Annotated in this window: 1 protein-coding gene; it reads left to right on the top strand. The window is 70.1% G+C overall.

Going from position 1 to position 492, the window contains the following annotated elements; genetic code table 11:
• Positions 1-492: ABC transporter permease (locus G3I60_RS43930; RefSeq protein ID WP_164608574.1), on the top strand; the 492-nt coding region annotated here is incomplete at both ends.

Here is a 492-nt window from a genome sequence, read left to right as displayed (position 1 = left end):
GCAGGTCGAGACGCAGGTGGTCAGCGACAACATCACCGTCGTCAACGACCGCAACGAGTCGGTCTCACCGACCTCGGGCGCCCCCACCATCGCCACCGACTGGTACCTCACCGACCGCAGCCCCGTCGAACTCACCTCCGGCCGCGTCCCCCGGGGCGACGGCGAGGCACTGCTGGACGCGGACACCGCCGACAGCAAGGACGTGGGGATCGGCGACACGCTCACCGTCCAGGCGCAGCCGGGGTCGTTCAAGGTCAGGATCGTCGGGATCGCCACCTTCACCACCACCAACCCGGGCGCGGCGCTGCTGTTCCTGGACCCGAAGACCGCGCCGACCATGCTGCTGGGCGCACCGGGCCGGGCCACGAGCATCTCGGTGACCGCCGCGAGCGGGGTGAGCGACGCCGAACTGAAGAGCCGTATCGCGAAACAGATCGGCACCAGCGACTACGAGTTGCAGACGGCCGCCGAACAGGCCGAGTCCGCCGCCGA

The organism is Streptomyces sp. SID13666, from assembly GCF_010548325.1.
In the GTDB taxonomy this organism is placed as follows: Bacteria; Actinomycetota; Actinomycetes; order Streptomycetales; family Streptomycetaceae; genus Actinacidiphila; species Actinacidiphila fildesensis.
This window is presented reverse-complemented; position numbering and strand designations above follow the sequence as displayed.